The organism is Amnibacterium soli, from assembly GCF_039544415.1.
Classification (GTDB): Bacteria; Actinomycetota; Actinomycetes; order Actinomycetales; family Microbacteriaceae; genus Amnibacterium; species Amnibacterium soli.
Map to the genome: position 1 here is coordinate 117,979 of NZ_BAABLP010000001.1, position 19,477 is coordinate 137,455.

The 19,477-nt window shown below is 72.5% G+C and carries 17 protein-coding genes; 9 read left to right on the forward strand and 8 right to left on the reverse strand.

All coding sequences use genetic code 11. From position 1 onward, the window contains the following. The first annotated feature begins 174 nt into the window (after positions 1 to 174). Together ABEA53_RS00605 and ABEA53_RS00610 are read left to right on the forward strand one after the other, a co-directional pair. The gene (locus tag ABEA53_RS00605; protein ID WP_345478956.1) at positions 175 to 855 is read left to right on the forward strand and encodes a PPK2 family polyphosphate kinase; all 681 of its coding nucleotides are present in this window, start codon (positions 175 to 177) and stop codon (positions 853 to 855) included. A gap of 214 nt (positions 856 to 1,069) precedes the next feature. Then, complete coding sequence (locus ABEA53_RS00610; protein WP_345478957.1) at positions 1,070 to 2,080, forward strand: aldo/keto reductase family protein; 1,011 nt, start codon at positions 1,070 to 1,072, stop codon at positions 2,078 to 2,080. A gap of 63 nt (positions 2,081 to 2,143) precedes the next feature. On the opposite strand, the gene ABEA53_RS00615 is transcribed toward ABEA53_RS00610, so the two are convergent. Next, a complete protein-coding gene (locus ABEA53_RS00615) occupies positions 2,144 to 2,509 on the reverse strand; it encodes a VOC family protein (protein ID WP_345478958.1) in 366 nt (121 codons plus the stop codon). 83 nt (positions 2,510 to 2,592) lie between these two features. Here ABEA53_RS00615 and ABEA53_RS00620 point away from each other — a divergent pair, with 83 nt between their 5' ends. The 6 genes from ABEA53_RS00620 to ABEA53_RS00645 all read left to right on the forward strand — a co-directional run bounded on the left by ABEA53_RS00620 (position 2,593) and on the right by ABEA53_RS00645 (position 8,809). Continuing rightward, positions 2,593 to 3,576: a helix-turn-helix transcriptional regulator gene (locus tag ABEA53_RS00620; RefSeq protein ID WP_345478959.1), complete on the forward strand. Its 984-nt coding sequence runs from the start codon at positions 2,593 to 2,595 to the stop codon at positions 3,574 to 3,576. Positions 3,577 to 3,593: 17 nt separating this feature from the next. Next, complete coding sequence (locus ABEA53_RS00625) at positions 3,594 to 4,586, forward strand: LacI family DNA-binding transcriptional regulator (RefSeq protein WP_345478960.1); 993 nt, start codon at positions 3,594 to 3,596, stop codon at positions 4,584 to 4,586. A 114-nt stretch (positions 4,587 to 4,700) separates the two neighbouring features. Then, positions 4,701 to 5,438: an L-ribulose-5-phosphate 4-epimerase gene (locus ABEA53_RS00630; RefSeq protein WP_345478961.1), complete on the forward strand. Its 738-nt coding sequence runs from the start codon at positions 4,701 to 4,703 to the stop codon at positions 5,436 to 5,438. Between the two features lie 4 nt (positions 5,439 to 5,442). Further along, a complete protein-coding gene (gene araA / locus ABEA53_RS00635) occupies positions 5,443 to 6,954 on the forward strand; it encodes an L-arabinose isomerase (protein ID WP_345478962.1) in 1,512 nt (503 codons plus the stop codon). Next, a complete protein-coding gene (locus ABEA53_RS00640; protein ID WP_345478963.1) occupies positions 6,951 to 7,139 on the forward strand; it encodes a hypothetical protein in 189 nt (62 codons plus the stop codon). Before araA ends, ABEA53_RS00640 begins: the two co-directional genes overlap by 4 nt. 65 nt (positions 7,140 to 7,204) lie before the next feature. Continuing rightward, positions 7,205 to 8,809 carry a xylulokinase gene (locus ABEA53_RS00645; protein ID WP_345478964.1) on the forward strand — a complete coding sequence of 535 codons (1,605 nt, stop codon included), beginning with the start codon at positions 7,205 to 7,207 and terminating at the stop codon, positions 8,807 to 8,809. Between the two features lie 76 nt (positions 8,810 to 8,885). Here ABEA53_RS00645 and ABEA53_RS00650 read toward each other — a convergent pair whose 3' ends face one another. The 7 genes from ABEA53_RS00650 to ABEA53_RS00680 form a co-directional block, all read right to left on the reverse strand. Next, positions 8,886 to 9,782, reverse strand: coding sequence for a DUF559 domain-containing protein (locus ABEA53_RS00650; RefSeq protein ID WP_345478965.1), 897 nt, complete (start codon positions 9,780 to 9,782; stop codon positions 8,886 to 8,888). Positions 9,783 to 9,957: 175 nt separating this feature from the next. Further along, entirely contained in the window at positions 9,958 to 11,886 is a 1,929-nt protein-coding gene (locus tag ABEA53_RS00655) for a beta-galactosidase (RefSeq protein WP_345478966.1), read from the reverse strand. A 2-nt stretch (positions 11,887 to 11,888) separates the two neighbouring features. Beyond that, entirely contained in the window at positions 11,889 to 12,812 is a 924-nt protein-coding gene (locus tag ABEA53_RS00660; protein WP_345478968.1) for a carbohydrate ABC transporter permease, read from the reverse strand. Next, positions 12,809 to 13,732, reverse strand: a complete 924-nt coding sequence (locus ABEA53_RS00665) for a carbohydrate ABC transporter permease (RefSeq protein ID WP_345478969.1) — start codon at positions 13,730 to 13,732, stop codon at positions 12,809 to 12,811. Before ABEA53_RS00665 ends, ABEA53_RS00660 begins: the two co-directional genes overlap by 4 nt. A gap of 71 nt (positions 13,733 to 13,803) precedes the next feature. After that, positions 13,804 to 15,162: an ABC transporter substrate-binding protein gene (locus tag ABEA53_RS00670; protein WP_345478970.1), complete on the reverse strand. Its 1,359-nt coding sequence runs from the start codon at positions 15,160 to 15,162 to the stop codon at positions 13,804 to 13,806. Positions 15,163 to 15,192: 30 nt separating this feature from the next. After that, on the reverse strand, positions 15,193 to 17,304 hold the full coding sequence (locus tag ABEA53_RS00675) for a beta-galactosidase (RefSeq protein WP_345478971.1): 2,112 nt from the start codon (positions 17,302 to 17,304) through the stop codon (positions 15,193 to 15,195). Between the two features lie 141 nt (positions 17,305 to 17,445). Then, positions 17,446 to 18,435 (reverse strand): LacI family DNA-binding transcriptional regulator, encoded by a 990-nt coding sequence (locus ABEA53_RS00680; protein ID WP_345478972.1) that lies wholly within the window; start codon positions 18,433 to 18,435, stop codon positions 17,446 to 17,448. A 126-nt stretch (positions 18,436 to 18,561) separates the two neighbouring features. Here ABEA53_RS00680 and ABEA53_RS00685 point away from each other — a divergent pair, with 126 nt between their 5' ends. Then, positions 18,562 to 19,446, forward strand: a complete 885-nt coding sequence (locus ABEA53_RS00685) for a fibronectin type III domain-containing protein (RefSeq protein ID WP_345478973.1) — start codon at positions 18,562 to 18,564, stop codon at positions 19,444 to 19,446. The last annotated feature ends 31 nt before the right edge of the window (positions 19,447 to 19,477 follow it).

Genomic DNA, 19,477 nt, shown 5'->3' on the forward strand with positions numbered 1-19,477 from the left:
GGAGAGGCCTACCCTGCTCCCCGTGAGCAAGGACGCCTCCCTCCGCGACGCGCTGCGCGTGCCGCACGGTCCCATCAGCCCCGCGGGCTTCGACGCCGCCGCCCGGCCGCTCGCGCCGAAGTCGGCCGTCATGGAGCACGACCTCGCCGCGACGGCCGACCTGCAGGAGCGCCTGTGGCGGAGTCGACCGGCGGCGGTCAGCGCCGGGTGCTGCTCGTGCTGCAGGGCATGGACACCGCGGGCAAGGGCGGTGTCGTCACGCACGCGGTCGGCGTCTTCGGCCCGATCGGCGTCGAGTACACGGCGTTCAAGAAGCCGACGGAGGAGGAGCTCGCGCACGACTTCCTCTGGCGCATCCGCAAGCGCCTGCCCCGCCCGGGCATGATCGGCGTCTTCGACCGCAGCCACTACGAGGACGTGCTCGTGGCGCGCGTGCACGCGCTCGCGCCGAAGGAGGAGATCGACGCCCGGTACGACGTCATCAACGCCTTCGAGCAGGAGCTCGTCGACGGCGGCACCACCGTGCTGAAGGTGTTCCTGCACGTGTCGTACGACAAGCAGCGGGAGCGCCTGCTGCGGCGCCTGGCCCGACCCGACAAGCACTGGAAGTTCAACGCGGGCGACATCGACGAGCGGGCGCGGTGGGACGAGTACCAGGCCGCCTACGCCGCCGTGCTCGAGCGCTGCAGCACCGAGGCCGCCCCCTGGTACGTCGTGCCGGCGGACCACAAGACGTACCGCAACTGGGCCGTCGCGGAGCTGCTGCGGGAGACGCTCGCGGAGCTCGATCCGCAGTACCCGCAGCCCGACCTCGACGTCGAGCAGCTGCGCGCCCGCCTCGCGCCGCCGCACTGACCAGCCGCACCCGTCCGCCGGCCGGGCGTCGGCTCCCGCAGTGCTCGGTCGGTTCCGGCGGTCGTTCCGGGCCTGATCCGCTGCCGGAGCCGACGGAGGCTGCCGGAACCGCCGCGGCGCCGCCCGCCCCCCTCCCGGATCGCGCACCCAGGAGCCCCGACGGGTCGCGACGTAGTTTGTGCGCGACGCCAACGAAGTCGGAAGGACGTGTGTCATGGAGTACCGGTACCTCGGCAACAGCGGGTTCAAGATCTCGGAGATCACCTACGGCAACTGGGTGACGGCCGCGAGCCAGGTGGAGAACGACCGCGCGATCGCGAGCGTGCACGCGGCGCTCGACGCCGGCATCTCGACGTTCGACACCGCGGACGTGTACGCCAACACCGGCGCGGAGACCGTGCTCGGCGAGGCGCTGAAGGGCACCCGCCGCCAGTCGATCGAGATCTTCACCAAGGTCTTCGGCCCGACCGGCCCCAAGGGCCACAACGACGTCGGGCTGTCGCGCAAGCACATCCTCGAGTCGATCGACGGCTCGCTCACGCGGCTCGGCACCGACTACGTCGACCTCTACCAGGCGCACCGCTTCGACCACTTCACGCCGCTCGAGGAGACGTTCCAGGCCTTCGCCGACATCGTCCGCCAGGGCAAGGTGCTGTACATCGGCGTCTCCGAGTGGACCGCCGAGCAGCTCCGCGCGGGTTCCGCGCTCGCGAAGGAGCTCGGCGTGCAGCTGATCTCGAACCAGCCCGAGTACTCGGCGCTGTGGCGGGTCATCGAGGGCGAGGTCGTGCCGACCTCGAAGGAGCTCGGCATCTCGCAGGTCGTCTGGTCGCCGATCGCGCAGGGCGTGCTCACCGGCAAGTACGTGCCCGGTCAGGCGCACCCGGAGGGGAGCCGCGCGACCGACGAGAAGGGCGGCGCGAACTTCATCAAGCGCTGGCTGACCGACGACGTGCTGCAGCGCGTGCAGGACCTGAAGCCGATCGCGCAGGAGCTCGACCTGTCGCTCGCGCAGCTCGCCGTCGCGTGGGTGCTGCAGAACGAGAACGTCGCGACCGCGATCATCGGCGCCTCCCGCCCGGAGCAGGTCACCGAGAACGCGAAGGCCGCCGGCGTGAAGATCCCCGCCGAGCTGCTGGGCCGCATCGACGAGGTGCTGGGCGACGCGATCGAGCGCGACACCTCGATCACGGCCACCCGCTCGCCCGAGCAGCGCGAGGCGTAGGCCGGAGGCGTTTCATCGTCACGGAGTCCTGGCGCCGCCAGGACTCCGTGACGATGAAACGGTCTACTGCAGTGCGGCGAAGACGTTGACGAGGACGCGGTCGGGGTCGCGGAGCAGCAGCGAGCGGTTGCCCCACGGCATGTCCGTCGGAGGCTGCACCACCTCGACGGCGTCGCGCATCCGCTCGTGCACGGCGTCGACCGCCTCCGGCGTCTCCGCCTGGAGCTCGACGAGCACGCCGTCGTGCGACGCGGCGAAGCCCGGCACGGGCACCGTGGCCCGGTGCCCGATCGCCAGGGTGCCGGACGAGCCGCGGAACGCCGCGAAGACGGGCGCCGGCCGCTCCGCCTGCTGCCCCAGCAGGCGTTCGTAGAACGCGACGGACCGGTCGACGTCGTCGGTGATGATGCGGGCGGATGCGAACTGCACGAGGTGCTCCTTCGGGTCGGTGCGGCCGACGGTAGGAGGGATGCCGGGCAGGAGCCGCCCGGTATCGGTGGAACACTGCTCGCATGGCGCGCCCCACCGCTCGCGTGCTCGCGCTGCTCGAGCTGCTGCAAGCGGGCGGTGTCCGCACCGCGGCCGAGCTCGCCGCGCGGCTGGACGTCGACGAGCGCACGGTGCGCCGCGACGTCGAGCACCTGCTCGAGCTCGAGGTGCCGGTCGAGGCCGTGCGCGGGCGGTACGGCGGCTACAGGATCGGCGCGGGCTCCCGGCTGCCGCCGCTGATGCTGACCGACGACGAGGCGGTCGCCGTCGTGCTCGGCCTCGCCGGCGCCGCGCGCACCGGACCCTCCGCCGCGACCCGCACCGCCGCGGAGACCGCCTCCGCGAAGGTCCGCCGCAGCCTGCCCGCGCGGCTCGCGGACCGGGTGCCGGGTCTGCTCGTCGTCCGCACCACCGCGGCCGTGCCGGCACCGCCCGCCTCGGCGTCGACGGAGGCGCTGCTCACGGCGGGCACCGCGGTCCGCGAGGGGCGCCCGCTGCGCATCCGACACCGACGGCGCGACGGGTCCGCCTCCGATCGCACCGTGCTGCCATGGGGCGTCGTCGAGCACGAGGGCCGCTGGTACCTCGTCGGCCTCGACTCCGCGTCCGACGCCGTGCGCACCTTCCGCATGGACCGGCTCGAGCGGGTCGCGGTCGGCGGGGGCCGGTTCACCGCGCCGCCGGACGCCGACCCGGTGCGGGAGGTGCTCGCAGCCCTCGCGAGCACGCCGCGCGACTTCTCGGTGCGGGTGCTGATCCGCGCGCCGGAGGAGCGCATCCGACGGCGCCTGCCCGGGTCGATCGCGATCCTCGAACCCCTGCCTGCAGACGAGGCGGGGGAGGAGGGGTGGATCCGGGTCGTGCTCGAGGCCGCCCGCCTCGACTGGGTCGCGGGGGTGCTGGCGCTGCTCGACGCGCCGTTCCGGATCGAGCAGCCGGAGGCGCTGCGCACCGAGGTGCTCGCGCTCGCCGCGAGGCTGTCGGACCGGGCCTCGGGTCGCGCCTGAGCCCTACACTCGCGCCCGTGCCGAACATCTTCGACGTCGCGAAGGCGGCGGGGGTGTCGCACCAGACGGTCTCCCGCGTCCTGAACGGCGACGCGACGGTGCGGCCCGCGGTGCGGGAGCGGGTCGACGAGGCGATCAAGGCCCTCGACTACCGTCCGAGCGCCGCGGCGCGGGCGCTCGCCCGGCGCCGCACGCGCACGATCGGGCTCGTCGTCGTCGGCATGCCCTTCTACGGCCCGGCCAGCATCGCCAACGGGTTCAACGCCGCCGCGCGCGCGAGCGGCTGGGACGTCGCGATCGCGGCGACCGACGACGGCGCGGATGCGGCGGACCTGCGGAAGGCCGGGCAGACGCTGCTCGCGCAGGACCCGCGTGCCGTGGTCGTCGTCGCGCCCGGGCCCGCGGTCGGCGCGGCGCTCGCCGACATCGCGGGCCGGGTGCCCGTGGTGACGAGCGTCGACGTGGTGCCCGGCGCCTCCGCCGTGACGGTCGACGACGAGCGGGGCGCGGCGCTCGCGGTCGAGCACCTCGCCGCCCTCGGCCATCGCGAGGTGGTGCACGTCGGCGGCCCGGAGGGGTGGACGGAGGCGGACCAGCGCATCGAGGGCTGGCGGTCGACGTCGGAGCGCCTCGGCCTGGTGCTGCCGGAGGTACTGCGCGGCGACTGGGGCTCGGCGTCCGGCTACCGGCTGGGCCGGGCGCTCGCGGAGCAGGGCGCGCCGACGGCGGTGTTCTCGGCCAACGACCAGATGGCGCTGGGCCTGCTGGCGGCGTTCCGCGACGCGGGCGTCCGCGTGCCCGAGGACGTGAGCGTCGTCGGCTTCGACGACATCCCCGAGGCGGCGTTCTTCCCGCCGCCGCTCACCACCCTGCGGCAGGACTTCGGCGCGCTCGGCCGCGGGCTGATGGCGCGGGTCGACGACCTGCTCGCGCAGCGCGAGCCCGCCGACGCGGCGCCGCAGCTGCCCGAGCTCGTCGTCCGCGCCTCCACCGCAGCACCGCGCTCCTGACGTCGCGCGGTCGCTGCGGCGACGCGCGGTCCGCATGCCGACCGCGCGTCGCCGGGAGTACCGCGCGCGGAGCGCTGCTGGTAGGGTGAGCGCTCACTCGTCGATGGAGATGCGATGGCTTTTTCCCCCGAGGTCGAGCACGCGATCGCGACCGTCCGGCAGGACGTCGCCGCGCTGCACGCCGAGCTCGTCCGCTACGAGCTCATCGTCTGGACCGGCGGCAACGTCTCGGGCCGCGTGCCCGGCGCCGACCTGTTCGTGATCAAGCCGTCGGGCGTCGGCTACGACGACCTGGCCCCCGAGAACATGATCCTGTGCGACCTCGACGGGAACGTCGTCGAGGGCACCCCGGGCAGCGAGCGCAGCCCCTCCTCCGACACGGCCGCGCACGCCTACGTGTACCGGCACATGCCGCACATCGGCGGCGTCGTGCACACGCACTCGACCTACGCCTGCGCCTGGGCGGCGCGCGGCGAGGAGATCCCGTGCGTGCTCACCGCCATGGCGGACGAGTTCGGCGGCCCGATCCCGGTCGGCCCGTTCGCGATCATCGGCGACGACTCCATCGGCCGCGGCATCGTCGAGACGCTGTCCGGCCACCGCTCGCGCGCCGTGCTGATGCGCAACCACGGCCCCTTCACGATCGGCAAGGACGCGAAGGACGCCGTGAAGGCGGCCGTCATGGTCGAGGACGTTGCCCGCTCGGTGCACGTCTCCCGCCAGCTGGGCGAGCCCGTGCCGATCCCGCAGGAGGCGATCGACCGCCTCTTCGACCGCTACCAGAACGTCTACGGGCAGTCCACGGACACCCGTCTCGACAGCGACACCGCCCGGAACGCAGGACAGGACTAGGACCATGCCTCAGCTCGACACCACCCTCGACTCGTACCGGGTCCTGTTCCTCACCGGCAGCCAGCACCTGTACGGGCCCGAGACGCTCGCGCAGGTCGCCGACCAGTCGCGCGTGATCGCGGACGAGCTCGCGGGCGGCGTGCCCGTGCGCATCGACTGGCAGCCCGTGCTCACCGACGCGGAGGCGATCCGCCGCGCGATGCTTGACGCGAACAGCGACGACTCGGTGATCGGCGTCATCACCTGGATGCACACCTTCAGCCCCGCGAAGATGTGGATCGGCGGCCTGACCGCGCTGCAGAAGCCGCTGCTCCACCTCCACACGCAGGCGAACGTCGCGCTGCCGTGGTCCGAGATCGACTTCGACTTCATGAACCTGAACCAGGCCGCGCACGGCGACCGCGAGTTCGGCTACATCGAGTCGCGCATGGGCGTGCCCCGCACGACCGTCGTCGGCCACGTGTCCGACCCCGCCGTGCGCGCCCGCGTCGAGGTCTGGCAGCGCGCCGCCGCCGGCCGCACCGCCGCGCGCGCCCTGAAGCTCGCGCGCTTCGGCGACAACATGCGCTTCGTCGCCGTCACCGAGGGCGACAAGACGGAGGCGGAGATCCGCTTCGGCATGCAGGTCAACACCTGGGGCGTCAACGAGCTCGCCGACCGCGTCGCGCAGGTCGCCGACGCGGACGTCGACGCGCTGGTCGCCGAGTACGACCGCCTCTACCAGGTCGTGCCCGAGCTGCAGGAGGGCGGCGAGCGCCGGCAGTCCCTCCGCGACGGCGCCGCGATCGAGCTGGGGCTGCGCTCCTTCCTCGAGGAGGGCGGCTTCGGCGCCTTCACCACGAACTTCGAGGACCTCGGCGCGCTCAAGCAGCTGCCCGGCCTCGCGGTGCAGCGCCTGATGGCCGAGGGCTACGGCTTCGGCGCCGAGGGCGACTGGAAGACCGCGGCGCTCGTCCGCATCGCGAACGTCATGGGCGCGGGCCTGCCGGGCGGCGCGAGCCTGATGGAGGACTACACCTACGACCTCACGCCGGGCAGCGAGCTGATCCTCGGCGCGCACATGCTCGAGGTCAGCCCCTCCCTCACCACCGCGAAGCCCAGCCTCGAGGTGCACCCGCTCGGCATCGGCGGCAAGGAGGACCCGGTGCGCCTGGTCTTCAACGCCGACGCCGGCCCCGCCGTCGTCGTCGCCATGTCGGACATCCGCGACCGGTTCCGCCTCGTCGCGAACGTGGTCGAGGTCGTCACGCCGCCGGAGGCGCTGCCGAAGCTGCCCGTCGGGCGCGCGGTCTGGAAGCCGGAGCCCGACTTCCGCACCTCCGCCACCGCCTGGCTGACCGCCGGCGCCGCGCACCACACGGTGATGACGACCGCGGTCGGCGTCGACGTGTGGGAGGACTTCGCGGCCATGACGGAGACCGAGCTGCTGATCATCGACGCCGACACCACCGTGCGCTCCTTCCAGCGCGAGGTGCAGTGGAACGCGGCGTACCACCGGCTCGCCCGCGGCTTGTGAGCCACTTCGACGAGCTCGTGGAGCGCGTCGCGCAGCACCTCCCGGACGTGCCGCGCCTCGCGATCCTCGACGCCGTCGAGACGGAGTGGGAGCGGCTGCGCGCGAGCGCGGAGCCGTGCCTCGCCCCGTTCGTGCTGCCCGCAGCCGTCTGGCGGCTGCGGGTCGGCGCGGACCTCGCGCTCTGAAGCGGGCGACGACACGATGATCGGATGATCCCCGCGCGGACGCGGGGTGCAGGAAGGAGCGGCGCATGAGCGACGCAGCGCAGGACACCGCGCGGGACTCGATCGTGGGCGGCCGCGCCTCCCTCGGCATCGAGCTCGGGTCGACCCGCATCAAGGCGTGCCTCATCGGCGACGACCCCGCCGTCGTGATCGCCGCGGGCGGCCACGAGTGGGAGAACCGCTTCGTCGATCGCGTGTGGACCTACTCGATGGAGGACGTCGAGACCGGTCTGCAGGCCGCGTTCCGCGAGCTCGCCGAGGACGTGCGGCGCCGCTACGGCGTCGGCATCGAGCGGCTCGGCGCGGTCGGGGTCTCCGCGATGATGCACGGCTACCTGCCGTTCGACGCCGACGGCGGCCTGCTCGTCCCGTTCCGGACCTGGCGCAACACGTCCACCGGTCCCGCGGCGGCGGAGCTGAGCGAGCTGTTCGGCGTGAACATCCCGATGCGCTGGTCCGTCGCACACTTGTACCAGGCGGTCCTCGACGCGGAGCCGCACGTGGCGTCGATCGCCTCCTTCACCACGCTCGCCGGGTACGTGCACCGCCGGCTGACCGGGAAGCACGTGCTCGGGGTCGGCGACGCCTCCGGCATGTTCCCGATCGACAGCGCCACGCACGACTACAACGAGGACCTGCTGCAGCGCTTCGACTCGCTCGTCGCCGACCGGGTGCCCGGGATGCGGCTGCGGGACCTGCTGCCCGAGGCGCTCGACGCCGGCCGCGATGCGGGGCACCTGACGCCCGAGGGCGCCGCGTTCCTCGACCCGACCGGCGCGCTGCAGCACGGCGCGGTGCTCTGCCCGCCCGAGGGCGACGCGGGCACCGGCATGGTCGCGACGAACTCCGTCGCGCCGCGCGAGGGCAACGTCAGCGTCGGCACCTCCGTGTTCGCGATGGTGGTGCTGGAGGGGCCGCTCGGGCAGCAGCACCACGAACTCGACCTCGTCACCACCCCCTCCGGCGACCCCGTCGCGATGGTGCACTGCAACAACGGCGCCAGCGAGCTCGGCGCCTGGGCCGGCCTGTTCAGCCGCTTCGCGGCCGCCTCCGGCTCGTCCGTCGACACGGACGGCGTCTTCGAGGTGCTGTTCCGGGAGGCGCTCGAGGGCGACGGCGACGCGGGCGGCCTGCTCGCCTACAACCTGCTGTCGGGGGAGCCCGTCGTCGGGCTCGACGAGGGGCGCCCGCTCGTCGTCCGCACCCCGGACAGCCGCTTCACGCTCGCGAACTTCATGCGCGCGCAGATCTACGGCGTCTTCGGCACCCTCGCGCTCGGCATGCGGGTGCTCGCCTCCGAGGGCGTGCGGCTCGACCGCATGCTCGCGCACGGCGGCCTGTTCCGGACGCCGGGCGTGGCCGAGCGCTTCCTCGCGGGCGCGCTCGCGGCGCCCGTCGCCGTCGGCGAGACCGCGGCCGAGGGCGGCGCGTGGGGCATCGCGGTGCTCGCGGCCTACACGGCCTCCGGCGCGCCGACGGACCTCAGCACCTACCTCCGCGACGAGGTGTTCGCGGCCGCCGAGTTCCGCGAGGTGCAGCCGGCGGAGGAGGACGTGCGCGCGTTCGCGGCGTACCTCGAGCGCTACTCCGCGGGCCTCGCGGTCGAGCGCGCGGCGGTCGCCTCCCTCTAGCCCCGCCTCCTGCAGAAGTTGCCGCTTCGGACACGTTCTCCCGCCGAAAGCGTGTCTGAAGCGGCAACTTCCGGCCTCAACGGGCGCGGAGGAGGGCACGGCGGACGCGCTCGACCGTCTCGGCGGGCCGGAGGCGCAGGTCGTCGGCCGTGATGCGGACGACGCGCCAGCCCAAGTCGGTCAGCCGCTCGTACCGGACGACGTCCTTGCGCCACTGCGCCCGGTCGGTGCGGTGCTGGTCGCCCTCGACCTCGATCCACACCCGCTGCTCCGGGTAGACGAGGTCGCCCTCCGTCGTGCCCCCGTCGGGCCCGGTCCACAGCTGGTTGATCCGCGGCTCCGGCAGTCCCGCTGCCACGAGCAGGAGGCGGACGCGGGTCTCCTGCGCCGAGCGCGAGCCGACCCGGATCCGGGGCGCGACCCGTGCGAGCCGCCGCGACGAGCGACGGTCCGGGTCCGAGAACGCGGCCTGGATGCGATCGAGCTCGACGGCGCTCGACGTCCGCCGCGGCGGGAGCAGGCTCTCGGCCGCGACCACGAGGTCGTCGTCATCGAGCACGGTCGCGAGCTGGCAGAGGGTCTCGACGGCGTTCGCCGTGCGCATGCCGCGCCGCTCGACGACGAGCCACGGTCGCTCGATCAGGTGGTGGCCGTGCACCCGCGCGTCGCGCGGCGCCCGGTGCGGCTTGATCACGGCGACGTCCAGCTCGAGCCGCTGCTCGAGGGGGAGCGGCAGCCACATCCCGTGGATCAGCGCGGAGGTGGCGTGGCTGAAGAACTCATGCGGCGCCATCCTGGGCAGGTAGCTCGCGCACAGCTCGAGCACCGTCCTGGGCTCGACGACGGTCCGCACCCCTCGGAACGGGCGCTGCAACCGGCTGCTGTGGACGCGCCGACGCCCGACTCCTCCGGCCCGCGCCTCGGCCGTGGTGAACGGGCGATCGAGGAGGGGTTCGAGCGGATCGGCCGACATGACGAGGAGGGTGCCCGCGCACGCGAACCCTCGTGCGCGCGAGCCGTGCCTCCGGGCGAGACGCCCTCGATCGCGCCTTGGGGAGGAGGGAATCGCCTCCTCCGCGTGGACGAGTTGCCGGTTCGGACACGTTCTGCGACGAGAAACGTGTCCGAACCGGCAACTTCGAAGGGGGTCAGTCGCGGAGGATCGCGGCGCCCCTCGGCGGGAGGGTCTCGTCGCCCACCCGCGTCTCCGTCGCGTTCCAGTTCAGGAGGAAGAGGCGGTCGCCGCGGCGCACCGCCTCCACGCCCTCGGGCAGGTCGGGCACCTCGGGCGCGACGCCCGCGGAGTCGAGCACCTCGTCCACCACGGCCGCCAGGTCCTCCGGCGCCGTCGCGACGTACCAGGCGGTGCCGTCTCCGGACGCCTTCCGCGTGATCGCGGGGAGGCCGTCGAGCATCCCGCCGACGAACGTCGAGCGCACCTCCGCGTCGTCGACGCGCACGACCTCGCCCCACTCCTCCGCGGTGCCGGCTGCGAGGCCCGCGATCTCGAGCGTCGGCAGCGCGCCGCCGGAGATCGACGGCTCGGCGGGCGGCGCGAACTCCTCGATGCGGATCCCGAGCACGTCGCGCAGCGCGCCGAGGTACCCGCCGAGGTGCACGTGCAGCTGCTCGTCGAGGATCCCCGTCTGGTACCCGACGACGAGCCGCCCGCCCGATCGGGTGTACGCGGCGAGGCCCTCGAGCGCATCGGTGGACAGCACGTGCGTCGCCGGCGCCACGACGACCGCGTAGCCCGACAGGTCGGTGCCGGGCCGCGCGAAGTCGACCAGGACCCCGCGCCGCCAGAACTCGCGGTACCAGCGCAGCACGACCATCGGGTAGGCGAGGTCGGAGGGGGTCGCCTCCTGCTCGAGCGCCCACCAGCTGTCCCAGTCGAACAGGACCGCGATGTGCGCCTGCTGACGGCTGCCGACGACGTCGGCGAGGCCGCCGAGCTCCTCGCCGAGCGCGACGGTCTCCCGGAAGATCCGGGAGTCCTCGCCGGCGTGCGGGACCATCCCGGAGTGGAACTTCTCCGCACCCGCCTTCGACTGGCGCCACTGGAACTGCATGACCCCGTCGGCGCCGCGCGCGACGGCCTGCAGCGACAGCAGCCGATGCATCCCGTCCGGCTTCGCCGCGTTCCGGCTCCGCCAGTTCACCGCGGACGTCGCCTGCTCCATGAGGATCCACGGCCCGCCCGCCAGTGAGCGGATCAGGTCGCGCGTCGCCGCGGCGATCACCGGTGCCGCCGGGTCCGCGGGGTCCGGGTAGTGGTCGTCGCTGATGAAGTCGAGCGCCTCCGCGTGCCGCCAGTAGTCGAGGCCCTTGAAGAAGCCCATGAAGTTGGTCGTGATCGGCACGCCGGGGGAGACCTCGCGGAGGATCGCCGCCTCCGCCTCGTACACGCCGAGCCAGGCGTCCGAGGAGAACCGATCGAAGTCGAGCAGCTGCGTCGGGTTCCGGAACGTCGGTGCCGCCCGTGGCGGCATGACCTCCTCGAAGGAGGAGTACCCCTGCGACCAGAACTGCGTGCCCCACGCCTCGTTCAGCGTCTCGACCGTGCCGTACTTCGCGGTCAGCCAGGTGCGGAACGCGGCCGCGGACTCGTCGGAGAAGTCGCGCGGCACGTGGCAGGCGAGCTCGTTGTTCACGTGCCACGCCTCGAGCGCCGGGTGGCCGGCGTACCGCTCCGCGAGCGCCCGGACGAGCCGGTCCGCGTACCGCCGGTAGACGGCGGAGGAGGGGGAGTAGTGCTGGCGGGACCCGACGGAGAGCCGCACGCCCTCCTCCGTGACGGGCAGCATCTCGGGGTGCGCGAGCGCCAGCCAGGGCGGCGGCGAGGCGGTCGCCGTCGCGAGGTCGACGCGCACCCCGCCGGCGTGCAGCCGGCCGAGCACGTCGTCGAGCCACTCGAAGTCGAACTCGCCGTCGCGCGGCTCGAGCCGCGCCCACGAGAACACGCCGACCGTGGCGACGGTCACGCCGGCGCGCTGCATCAGGCGCACGTCGTCGTCCCAGACGTCGCGCGGCCACTGCTCGGGGTTGTAGTCCCCGCCGTACCAGATGCGGTCCATGGTCATCCCTTCACGCCGCCGGTCGCGAGACCCGACTGCCAGTACCGCTGGAGGAACAGGAACGCGACGATCAGCGGGAGGATCGACACGAACGAGCCGGTCAGCACGGTGGAGAACAGCACCTGCGCACCGCCGCCCGCGGAGGCCGTTGCCTGCCACTGCGCCAGCCCGACCGTCACGGGGAAGAGCGACGGGGAGTTCAGCATGATGAGCGGCAGGAAGTAGTTGTTCCACGTCGCGACGAGCTGGAAGAGCACCACGGTGACGATGCCGGGTGCCATCAGGCGCACGCCGATCGTCGTGAGGATGCGGAACTCGCCCGCGCCGTCGATCCGAGCGGCCTCGAGGATGCTGTCGTCGACCGAGTCGGCCGCGTAGACGCGCATCAGGTAGACGCCGAAGGGGCTGACCAGCGAGGGCAGGATGATCGCCCACATCGTGTCCGTCAGGTTCGCCGCGGCGAACAGGAGGTAGGTCGGCAGCGCGAGCGCGGTGAGCGGCACCATGATCGAGCCGAGTATCACGCTGAACACCGCGGTCGAGCCGCGGAACCGGTACTTCGCCAGCGCGTAGCCGGTGGCGGTTGCGGTCGCCGCCGCGCCGACCGCGCTGATGACGGCGTAGATCACCGTGTTCAGCATCCACTGCCAGAAGACGCCGCCCTGGAACGTGAAGAGCGAGCCGACGTTGGCGAAGAACTGGAAGCTGTTGCCGAACCACAGGCCGAAGGTCGAGAACAGGTCGCCGTTCTCCTTGGTGGTCGAGATCGCCAGCCACACCAGCGGGGTGAGGAAGTAGACGATCGTGACCCAGACGATGACCGTCAGCAAGTTGCTGCGGCGCTTGCTGCGCTCGACCACCCGCCGCCTGGTCCTCGCGGCGGGCACGGTCCGAGCGGCCTCGGTGACGACAGGCGCGGCGGTCATCGCTCGCGCTCCTTCCGGTTGGTGAGGGTCTGCACGACGAAGGAGACGACCATGATCACGATGCCGAGCAGGAACGCGATGGCGGCCGCGTAGTTGATCTCCTGGCTCTTGAACGCGAGGTTGTAGGCGTAGAGGTTCGGCGTGAAGGAGTTGCCGATCGAGCTCGGCGCGATGGCCCCGAGCAGGTTGGGCTCGTTGAACAGCTGGAACGACCCGATGATCGAGAAGATCACCGTGAGTAGGATCGCCTGCCGGATCGCGGGCAGCTTGACGCTCCAGGCGAGGCGGAACTGGCCGGCGCCGTCGATCTCCGCGGCCTCGTAGAGCTCCGTCGGGACCGACCGCAGGGCGGCGTACAGGATGATCATGTTGTAGCCGATGAACTCCCAGCAGACGATGTTCATCGTGGAGCCGAGCACGTTCTGGGCCGACAGCAGGTTCGGCGCGCTCAGGCCGAGCGCCTCGAAGACCTGGGTGATCAGGCCGAAGTCGGTGCCGTACAGGTAGCCCCACATCAGCGTGGCGACGACACCGGGCACCGCGTACGGCACGAACACGAGCAGCCGCACGATCTTGCTGCCGCGCACCCGGCCGGAGTCGAACGCGAGGGCCAGGAAGATCGAGGCCACGAGCATGATCGGCACCTGGATCAGCAGGAACTGGGCGACGCGGCCGAGGCCGCCCCAGAAGGCCGGGTCCTGGAGCGCCCGCGCGTAGTTGCCGAAGCCGGTGAAGACCTCGCCGCCCACGAGCTGCGAGCTGTAGAGGCTGATGTAGAGCGAGTAGACGAGCGGCACGATGAAGAACGCCGCGAAGATCACCAGGAACGGGATCACGAGGATCCAGGCGGCTCTCGTCTGCGCGGCGCGGATGCGCGCCGGGCGCCGGCGCGCGGCGGCGCGGGCGGGTACTGCGGTCACGGGGATCCTCCGACGGATCGAGGCGCCGGACCGGACCGCTGCAGGTGCGGTCCGGCCCGGCGCCGAGGGGACTACTTGACGGTGAAGCCCTGCTGCTTCGCGTAGGTGACGACCTGGCTCTGCCAGAGCTTGAGTCCGGCGCGCAGGTCGCCGTGGGCGGCCACGGCCTTGCCGAGGGTGTCGGTGAAGCTGGAGTTCACGTAGTCCATGAACGGCAGCCACTGGAAGTCCTTGTCGACGGTGTCGGAGACCCCGGCGAAGAACTTGTTGACCTGCTGGCCGCCGTAGAACTCCGACTTCTGGTCCGTGAACGCCGAGTCCGCGAGCGTGGCCTTCGTCGGCGGGAACAGGAACTGCTCGTTCGCCAGCTTGAGCGCGGACTCCTTGTTCGTGTTGAGGAACTTCGCGAACTCGTACGCGACGAGCTTGTTCTGCGAGGCCTCCATCACGGCGTCGGTGGAACCGCCCCAGTTGCCCGAGACGTTCGCGCCCGCGGACCACTGCGGGATGTTCCCCGCGCGCCACTTGCCGCTCGTGTTCTTCGCGGTGCCCTGCAGGAAGATCGGGCCCCAGGCCGCGACGATCCAGCTCGCGTACTTGCCGCGGGAGAGGCCCTGGTAGAACTCGTCCGTGAAGTCGGCGTCGGTGGAGACGTAGCCCTTCTGGATGAGCGGCTGCCACAGGTCGACGACCTTCTGGGTGTCGGCGGAGTCGAGGTCGATCGACACGGTCTTCTTGCCGTCGAACGAGAAGGGCTTCGCGCCCGCCTGCCAGAAGAAGCCGTACCAGTGGGCGGCGTCGGAGGTCGGCACGTTCGTGATGAACGAGCCGGTCTTCGACTTGATCGTCGCGGCGGCCTTCGAGAAGTCGTCCCAGGTCTCCGGGACGGCGGAGATGCCGGCCTTGTCGAAGATGTCCTTGCGGTAGAGGGTGCCGAGGGGGCCGGTGTCCTGCGGGACGCCCCAGACGCCGCCGTTGTACGCGACCTGCTTCCACACCCAGTCGACGTACTTGCTCTCCTCGGCCGCTGCGCCGTAGGGCGCGAGGTCGGCGAGGCTCTTCGTCTGCGTGAACGACGAGATGTTCTGGTACTCCATCTGCGCCACGTCGGGGATGCCCTTGCCGGCCTTCAGCGCGCTGCGGAGCTTCGGGTAGTGCTGGGCGCCGCCCGTGGTGTTGACGAGCTTGACCGTGATCTTCGGGTACTTCGCGGTGAAGAGGTCGATCTCCTTCTGGATGTCCGGCACCCAGGTCCAGAAGGTGAGGGTCGTGGCCGTGTTCAGGGCCTTGTCGATGTCGGCCTGCGAGGCCTTCTTCGTGCCGCCGCCCGACGTGCTGCCGCCGACGGAGGGGGCGCAGCCGGTGAGGGCGAGCGCGGTCGTGGCGGCGATGCCGCCGAACGTGAGCACTGCTTGGCGTCTCGAGAGCATGGGGTTCTTTCCTCGTCGAAAGGGGTCGGACTACTCGGCCGAGTCGTCCGGGACCTCGAGCACGACGACGTCGCGTCGGCCGAGGGGCATCTCGTCGCCCGCCGCGTGGACCGCGCCGGACACGAGGTCCGTGGCGGCCGCCGGCGCGACGACGGTGGTCGGGGTGGCGGACCAGTTCGCGATGAACACGATCCGGGAGGCGCCGGCGCGGCCGGTGCTGACGGTGACGGCGTCGCCGCCGCGCCAGGCCGCGCGCTGCGGAGCGGGCACGAGCCAGCGGCCGAGGCTGCGGCCGAGCGCGGGGTTCGGCACGGTCGCCACGTAGGTGATCCGCCCGGCGCCGAAGGCCCGGGTGGTGACGGCCGCGTCGGCTCCGAGCTCGGTGGGCGCGAACCGGGCCAGCACCTCGGCGTCGTCGACCTCGAGCAGATCGACCCAGCCGGTGCCGGCGGCGCCCGCCTCCAGCTCGATCCCGGCCTGATCGGGCAGGGCCTCGACGCCCAGCGGCGACTCGAGGTTGCTGTACTCGTCGTAGTGGACCCCGGCGGCGTCGGCGAGCAGCGCCGGCGCGACCGCGAGCCGGGCGCGGGCCAGCTCGTCCCCGTAGCCGGTGCGCACGCCGACGACCAGGTGACCGCCCGCCTCCGCGTAGTCCCGCAGGTGCGTCAGCACCGCGTCGTCCGCGACGTAGACGGCCGGCGCGACGAGCACGGGGTACCGGCGCACGAGCTCCGCGACGTCCGTGGCGACGAACTGCTTCAGGTGCTGCACCCGTACCTGCGCGCCGGACTCGAACAGCCCGCGGTAGAAGGCGTCGAAGATGCGCAGGTACGCGTGCGGGTCCGGCGCGCCGCTCGGCAGCGCGAGCGGACCGTAGGTCTCGAACGACCACTTCGTGTCGGCGGAGTACAGGACGAGCACGTCGGCGTCGGGCTCGTAGGCGTCGAGCGCGGACCCGAGCGCCTTGAGCGTCGCGCCGAGGTCCGCGACCTCGCGGTAGATCCGGCCCGGCCGCTGGCTGTGAGGGAGCACCCCGCCCCAGTAGGTCTCGACGCCGAAGTGCAGCGTGTGCCAGTGCCAGTACTCGACCATGCGGCCGCCGCGGGCGAGCAGCGCGAGGGCGGCCTGCTTGATCTGGCCCGGGTAGGGCGGGTGGTTCTGCCAGGGGCCGCCGATCGACTGCGCGTTCGTCTCGGTCACGAGGTACTGCGTCTGCGCGGACGAGAACGCGCGGTCGCCCCACTGGAACAGCGCCCACACGCCGGTGCTCCACCAGGGCTCCTCGCGCGGCACCTCGAGCCTCGCGTCGAGGCCGTCCTGCATCTTGTAGTACGGGTTGCCGGCGACCACGTCGAGCGAGGCGACGAGCTCGTCGTCCGCGATCTGCGGGCGGCTGTACGAGATGCACGTCGTCACGAACTGGTCGTCGCGGGCGTACTCGCGCACCAGGTCCGCCTGCCACGCGATCAGGTCGGTGGCAAGGGTGGACTGGAAGCGGCGCCACTCGAGCTGGTACTGCGGCATCAGGTTGCCGTCCGGCCGCCACAGGTCGGCCCAGTCGGACAACCGGTGGGACCAGTAGACGAGGCCCCACTCCCGGTTCAGCTCCTCCACGGTGCCGTACCGGACGCGCAGCCAGTCGACGAAGCGCTGGAACGTGTGCTCGTTGTGCGGCAGCAGGTTGCCGGGCTCGTTGTCGACCTGGTAGCCGATCACGGCGGGGTGGTCGGCGTAGCGCTGCACGACCGCGCGCGCGACCCGCTCCGCGTAGAAGCGGTAGGCGGGGTGGCTCTGGTCCATCTCCTGCCGGGCGCCCCAGCCGACCCGCACCCCGGTCGAGGTCTCCGCCGCGATCTCGGGGTGGAGCCGCTGCAGCCACGGCGGGACCGCGTAGGTCGGGGTGCCGAGGATCACGCCGATGCCGCGCGCCCGGGCGCCGTCGAGCACCGGCTGCAGCCAGTCGAGGTCGAACTCGCCCTCGCGCGGCTCCCACGTGGACCACACGCTCTCGCCGACCCGGATGACGGTGAAACCGGCTTCGGCCATGAGGTCGAGGTCCCGGTCCAGGGTGCCCTGTCGCTGGTACTCGGCGTAGTACGCGGCACCGAACAGGACACCGGAGAACCGGGGAGCAGCAGTCATCGTCGACCAATCATCCGTGGATGTTGTCGATAACATCCGGGCGTTGCGAGGACGGTAGCCGGGAAGCGACCCTCGTGCAAGGACCGCTGGAGGCGCTCGGCGAGTCGTTATCCGCTCGTCATCCGGCGCACCGCCGACGCGTCAGAGCGGGCGGGTGGAGCCCCGGGCGACGAAGTACGGCAGCCGACCGCGCCGCGGCGCCTCGATTTCGGGGTCGATCTGGGCGAGGAGCTGCTCGATCAGCACACGACCCTCGCCCTCGAAGTCGACCGACACGGTGGACAGCGGCGGCAGGAGGTAGCGCGACTCGTGGATGTCGTCGTTGCCCGTGACGCTCAGGTCGTCCGGCACCCGGACGCCGTCGGCGATCGCCGAGCTGATCAGGCCGATCGCCATGCTGTCGTTGCCCGAGGCGATGGCCGTCACCGCGCGCTCGGACGGGGTCAGGCCGCGCCACGCCTCCGCGCCGGAGTCGGCCGACCAGTCGCCCTCCCGGGTCCAGACGACCTCGCCGCCGCCCTCCCGCATCCGCTCCGCGAAGCCGCTCATGCGGCCCGACGCGGCGAGCCACGCCCGGGGGCCGCTGACGTAGCCGACCCGGCGGTGACCGAGCTCGAGGAGGTGGTCCGCGGCGATCCCGCCCGCGTACTCGTTCATGGAAGGACCATCCAGCTCGACCGTGAGCCGGGCGTCGACGACCATCGGCGCGGCCGGTGCGTGCTCCCGCAGGTACTCGACCATCCGGTCGGTCTGCGCGGTCGCGAGCAGGCCGGCGACGCGGTGCTCGTTCACGAGGGCGAGCGCGGCCTCGACCGCCTCCACCTCGATGCCGTTGGTGAGGACCACGTCGAGCAGGTAGCCGCGCTCGCGGGCCGCGGCGGTCGCGCCCGCGATGATGCGGGCCGGCCCGGTCTGGTCCACCCGGTCGGCGATCACGCCGATGCGGTTCACGCGGCGCGTCCGCAGCTGGCGCGCGGCGGCGTTCGGCCGGTAGTCGAGCTCGACGAGGGCGGACTCGACCCGCGCCTTCGTCTCGGGCCGGATGCCCTCGAAGCCGGACAGGAACCGGCTCACCGTCTGGTGCGAGACGCCCGCGAGGCGTGCGACGTCGTAGATCGTCGCCGCCTTCACGCGACCATTCCTACCGCGGCGGCCCGAACGCCGGCTCCGGCGCGGCGGCCTGTGCCCCGCACCGGGGTCTGGGACGCGCCGGCGCCCGCCCCTACGCTGCGCGCACCGACGATCTTGGGGGAGATCTTGCGCATCACCCGTTCCATCGCGGTCGCCGTGGCGACCACCGCCGCCATCGGCGCCTTCGCCGTCCTGCCGATGTCCGCGGCCTCCGCGTCCGGCCACGACGACGACGCACCCGTCACGACGACGATCACCGCTCCGGCCGACGACCAGGACGGGGTGGAGGCGGGCGACCAGGACGAGCAGCAGGACCAGGCCGAGCAGGAGGACCAGGACGAGCAGGAGCACCAGGACGAGCAGGAGGCGGACGACGACGGCGTCTCGGACGACGCCGCGGACGCCTCCGTCGCCGAGCTGCACGCCGTGAAGGTCCGCGCCCTCGGACACGACGGGGTCCGCGTGACGTGGGAGCTCGAGCGCGGCGCGGTCGCCCCGACGGGCTTCACCGTCGAGCTGCGCACCGGGCCGAAGGGACGATCAGCGCTCGCGGCCGCGGCCGACGAGCCCGCAGGCGCCCTGCGGCACGACTTCGCGTCGCTCGACCCGGACACGCTGTACTCCGCCGCCGTCACGGCGACGTACCCGGACGGCACCGACTCGACGCGGTCGGGCAACGCGGTCCGCACCGACCGCACCGCCGAGCGGACCGTCGCGGATCGAGCCGCCGGCAGCGCGGAGCAGGCGCAGCACGCCGCGAAGAAGGCGGCCAAGGCGGCTGCCAAGGCGGAGAAGAAGGCCGCGAAGCTCACCGCGCACGCGCAGCGGCACGCCGACAAGGCGGCGCGGAAGGCGGCCGCGCGCGCGGCTCGCGCAGCACGGCACGCCGCGAGGACGGCCGAGCACGCCAGGCACCGCGCGGACAGCGCCGCGAAGCGCGCCGCGAAGGCGGACCGCATCGCCGACGCCGCGGACGCCGCCGAGACCGAGTCGGCCTCCGACGACGACTGATCCGCTGACGACGTCGTCCGGTCCCGGGTCG